This is a genomic window from Bradyrhizobium sp. P2_E8 (assembly GCF_056403875.1).
The window spans coordinates 1-4,019 of record NZ_JBFUES010000726.1; the positions used below are offsets into that span (position 1 = coordinate 1).

Here is a 4,019-nt window from a genome sequence, read left to right on the forward strand (position 1 = left end):
CAGCAGGGCGGCAAGTTCAAGGACGAGCTCGCGCCGATCGCGACCAAAATGGCGGTCACCGACAAGGCGACCGGCGAGGTCTCCTTCAAGGACGTCACGCTCTCGCAGGACGAGGGTCCGCGCCCCGAGACCACCGCTGAAGGCCTCGCCGGCCTCAAGCCCGTGCGCGGCGAAGGTTTTTCGATCACCGCCGGCAACGCCAGCCAGCTCTCGGACGGCGCCAGCGCCTCCGTCATCATGAGCGACAAGGAAGCGGCGAAGCGCGGCTTGCAGCCGCTCGGCATCTTCCGCGGCTTCGTCTCCGCTGGCTGCGAGCCGGACGAGATGGGCATCGGCCCGGTCTTCGCCGTGCCGCGCCTGCTGAAGCGCCACGGCCTCACCGTTGACGACATTGGCCTCTGGGAGCTCAACGAAGCCTTCGCGGTGCAGGTGCTCTATTGCCGCGACAAGCTCGGCATCGACCCCGAGAAGATCAATGTCGACGGCGGTGCGATCTCGGTCGGCCATCCCTACGGCATGTCCGGCGCGCGCCTGACCGGCCACGCCCTGATCGAAGGCCGCCGCCGCAAGGCCAAGTACGCGGTCGTCACCATGTGCGTCGGCGGCGGCATGRGCGCGGCGGGGTTGTTCGAGGTGCTGCAGTAGTTGTCGTCCCGGCCTAGTGCGCAATTGCACACGGGAGCCGGGACCCATACTCCGCGGCAGGAGTATGGGGCACAGACGATAATGGCCTGTGCAGGACAATGAAGAGTTGTGGTTATGGGTCCCGGCCTTCGCCGGGACGACAAAAGAAGCTCACAGGAGGATCCGATGGATCTCGCATTCACGAAGGAAGAGCAGGCGTTTCGCGAGGAAGTGCGGTCATTCTTCCGCGACAACGTGCCGCCGGATACGCGGCGCAAGCTGGTCGAGGGCCGTCACCTCTCGAAGGACGAGATGGTGACGTGGTGGCGCATCCTCAACAAGAAGGGCTGGGGCGTCAGCCACTGGCCCAAGCAGTATGGCGGCACCGGCTGGACATCCGTGCAGCACTACATCTTCAACGAGGAGCTGCAGTCCTATCCGGCGCCGCAGCCGCTCGCCTTCGGCGTCAGCATGGTCGGCCCGGTCATCTACACCTTCGGCAACGAGGAGCAGAAGAAGAAGTATCTGCCGCGCATTGCCAATGTTGACGACTGGTGGTGCCAGGGCTTCTCCGAGCCCGGCTCCGGCTCCGACCTCGCCTCGCTGAAGACGAAAGCCGAGCGCAAGGGCGACAAGTGGATCATCAACGGCCAGAAGACCTGGACGACGCTGGCCCAGCACGCCGACATGATCTTCTGCCTCTGCCGCACCGATCCCGGCGCCAAGAAGCAGATGGGCATCTCCTTCATCGTGTTCTCGATGAAGTCGAAGGGCGTCACCGTGCGCCCGATCCAGACCATCGACGGCGGCGTCGAGGTCAACGAGGTCTTCTTCGACGACGTCGAAGTGCCCTACGAGAACCTGATCGGCGAGGAGAACAAGGGCTGGGATTACGCCAAATTCCTGCTCGGCAATGAGCGCACCGGCATCGCGCGGGTCGGCGTCTCCAAGGAGCGGCTGCGCCGCATCCGCGATCTCGCCTCCAAGGTCGAATCCGGCGGCAAGCCGATCATCCAGGACGCCGCCTTCCGCGAGAAGCTGGCCGCGTGCGAGATCGAGCTGAAGGCGCTCGAGCTGACGCAGCTCCGCGTCGTCGCCGACGAAGGCAAGCACGGCAAGGGCAAGCCCAATCCGGCCTCGTCCGTGCTGAAGATCAAGGGCTCCGAGATCCAGCAGACCACCACCGAGCTCTTGATGGAAGTGATCGGCCCGTTCGCCGCGCCTTACGACGTGCACGGCGACGACGGCTCCAACGAAGCCATGGAGTGGACCGCCCAGATCGCGCCCAGCTATTTCAACAACCGCAAGGTCTCGATCTACGGCGGCTCCAACGAGATCCAGCGCAACATCATCGCCAAGGCGGTGCTGGGGCTGTGAGTCAACAATGACGGTGTCGTCCCCCGCGAAGGCGGGGGACCCAGTACGCCGCGGCGGTCGTGAGTACGGCAGGCGGCTGCGTTTACTGGATCCCCGCCTTCGCGGGGATGACGTCTGAGGGTGAGGCGACGGCAGGGCAATTCCCGCCGATTTGGAGAGAAAAATGGATTTTGATCTGTCCGAGGAGCAGCGGCTTCTCAAGGAAAGCATCGACGGCCTGCTGACCGATTCCTACGATTTCGAGAGCCGCAAGAAGTACATGAAGGAGAAGGGCGGCTGGAGCCAGGCCGTCTGGGGCAAGCTCGCCGAGCAGGGCCTGCTCGGCCTGCCGTTCGCGGAGGCCGATGGCGGCTTCGGCGGCGGCGGTGTCGAGACCATGATCGTGATGGAAGCGCTCGGCAAGGCGCTGGTGCTCGAGCCCTATCTCGCAACCGTCGTGATCGGCGGCGGCTTCCTGCGCCACGCCGGCAGCGATGCGCAGAAGGCTGCCCATGTGCCCGGGATCATCGACGGCAGCAAGACGCTTGCGTTTGCCCAGCTCGAGAAGAACTCCCGCTACGATCTGTTCGATGTGTCGACGACCGCGAAGAAGAAGGGCGACGGCTGGATCATCGACGGCGAAAAATTCGTCGTGCTCAACGGCGAGAACGCCGCCACGCTCATCGTGACCGCCCGCACCAGGGGTGACCGCCGCGACAAGGCGGGGATCGGCGTTTTCCTGGTGCCCGCGAATGCCAAGGGCGTCACCAGGAAATCCTACCCGACCCAGGACGGCCTGCACGCCGCCGACATCACCTTCACCGGTGTCGAGGTGGGCGCGGATGCCGCGATCGGCAATCCCGAGGATTCGCTCGCGCTGATCGAACGCGTCGTCGACGAAGCCCGCGTCGCGCTTTGCGCCGAAGCGGTCGGCCTGATGGACGAGTCGCTCAAGACCACGGTCGAGTACATCAAGACGCGCAAGCAGTTCGGCGTCGCGATCGGCTCGTTCCAGTCGCTCCAGCATCGTGCCTCCGACATGTTCGTCGCGGCCGAGCAGGCGCGCTCGATGTCGATGTTCGCAACCATGGCGAACGACTTCGAGAACGCCAAGGAACGCTCCAACGCGATCGCCGCGGCCAAGGTGCAGATCGGCAAGTCACTGAAATTCGTCGGCCAGCAGTCGATCCAGCTCCACGGCGGCATCGGCATGACCATGGAGGCGAAGATCGGCCACTACTTCAAGCKCCTGACCATGATCGAGAACACGTTCGGCGACACCGACTATCACCAGCGCCGCGTCGCCGACGCGGGCGGGTTGATCTAGTCGCCACCTCGCGCGTGGACGCATTGATAGACCAAAGCGAAAGCCCCGGAGAGATCTCCGGGGCTTTCGTAGTTTGATCTTGCCGTTCCACCACAGTCTCTGGGATACCGGATCGCCCGGTCGAGCCGGGCGATGACACTTTCAGCGTGGTTCGACCTATCGGCTCACTGCCTCACGTCCGCGTGCGCATCCGCATCATGAAGCTGTCGTAGCTGAGCTCGGCGACCTGCATCCAGGCGAGCGATTCGTTCCGGAACGCGGACAGGCTCGCGTACATCTTGGCGAAGTGCGGGTTGGTCTTGGAGAGATCCGCGTAAATCTCGTTCGCGGCGGTGTAGCAGGCCTCCAGGACCTCCTGCGGGAACGGCTTCAGGATTGCGCCCGCCACCAGCAGGCGCTTCAGCGCCGGCGGGTTGACGTAATCGTATTTCCCCGTGACCCACGTGAAGGTATCGCGTGAGGCCATCTCGATCGCGGCCTGGTAGTGCCTGGGCAGCGTGTTCCACTTGTCGAGATTCATGATGTTGTGGCCCTGGCCGGTGCCTTCCCACCAGCCTGGATAGTAGTAGAATTTCGCGACCTTCACGAAGCCGAGCTTCTCGTCGTCATAGGGCCCGACCCATTCGGCCGCGTCGATCGTTCCCTTCTCCAGCGCCGGATAGATGTCGCCGCCCGCGATCTGCTGCGGTACGCCGCCGACCTTGGCGATGAT

Annotated in this window: 4 protein-coding genes; 3 read left to right on the top strand and 1 reads right to left on the bottom strand. The window is 64.3% G+C overall.

Annotation, left to right across the window (positions count from 1 at the left end; translation table 11 throughout):
• The 3 genes from AC1D00_RS30470 to pimD form a co-directional block, all read left to right on the top strand.
• The coding region (locus AC1D00_RS30470) for an acetyl-CoA C-acyltransferase (RefSeq protein ID WP_477013215.1) at positions 1-645 on the top strand (645 nt) is incomplete at its 5' end.
• 165 nt (positions 646-810) lie between these two features.
• Positions 811-2,001, top strand: coding sequence for a pimeloyl-CoA dehydrogenase large subunit (gene pimC / locus AC1D00_RS30475; protein ID WP_025575782.1), 1,191 nt, complete (start codon positions 811-813; stop codon positions 1,999-2,001).
• A 163-nt stretch (positions 2,002-2,164) separates the two neighbouring features.
• Positions 2,165-3,307, top strand: a complete 1,143-nt coding sequence (gene pimD, locus AC1D00_RS30480; RefSeq protein ID WP_477013216.1) for a pimeloyl-CoA dehydrogenase small subunit — start codon at positions 2,165-2,167, stop codon at positions 3,305-3,307.
• Positions 3,308-3,479: 172 nt separating this feature from the next.
• Here the strand turns inward: pimD and AC1D00_RS30485 are convergent.
• On the bottom strand, positions 3,480-4,019 hold a 540-nt coding region (locus AC1D00_RS30485; protein ID WP_477013217.1), incomplete at its 5' end, for a TRAP transporter substrate-binding protein.

Coding starts and splice junctions, on each gene's coding strand:
- pimC (WP_025575782.1), top strand. CDS start 811: ATGGATCTCGCATTCACGAAGGAAGAGCAGGCGTTTCGCGAGGAAGTG.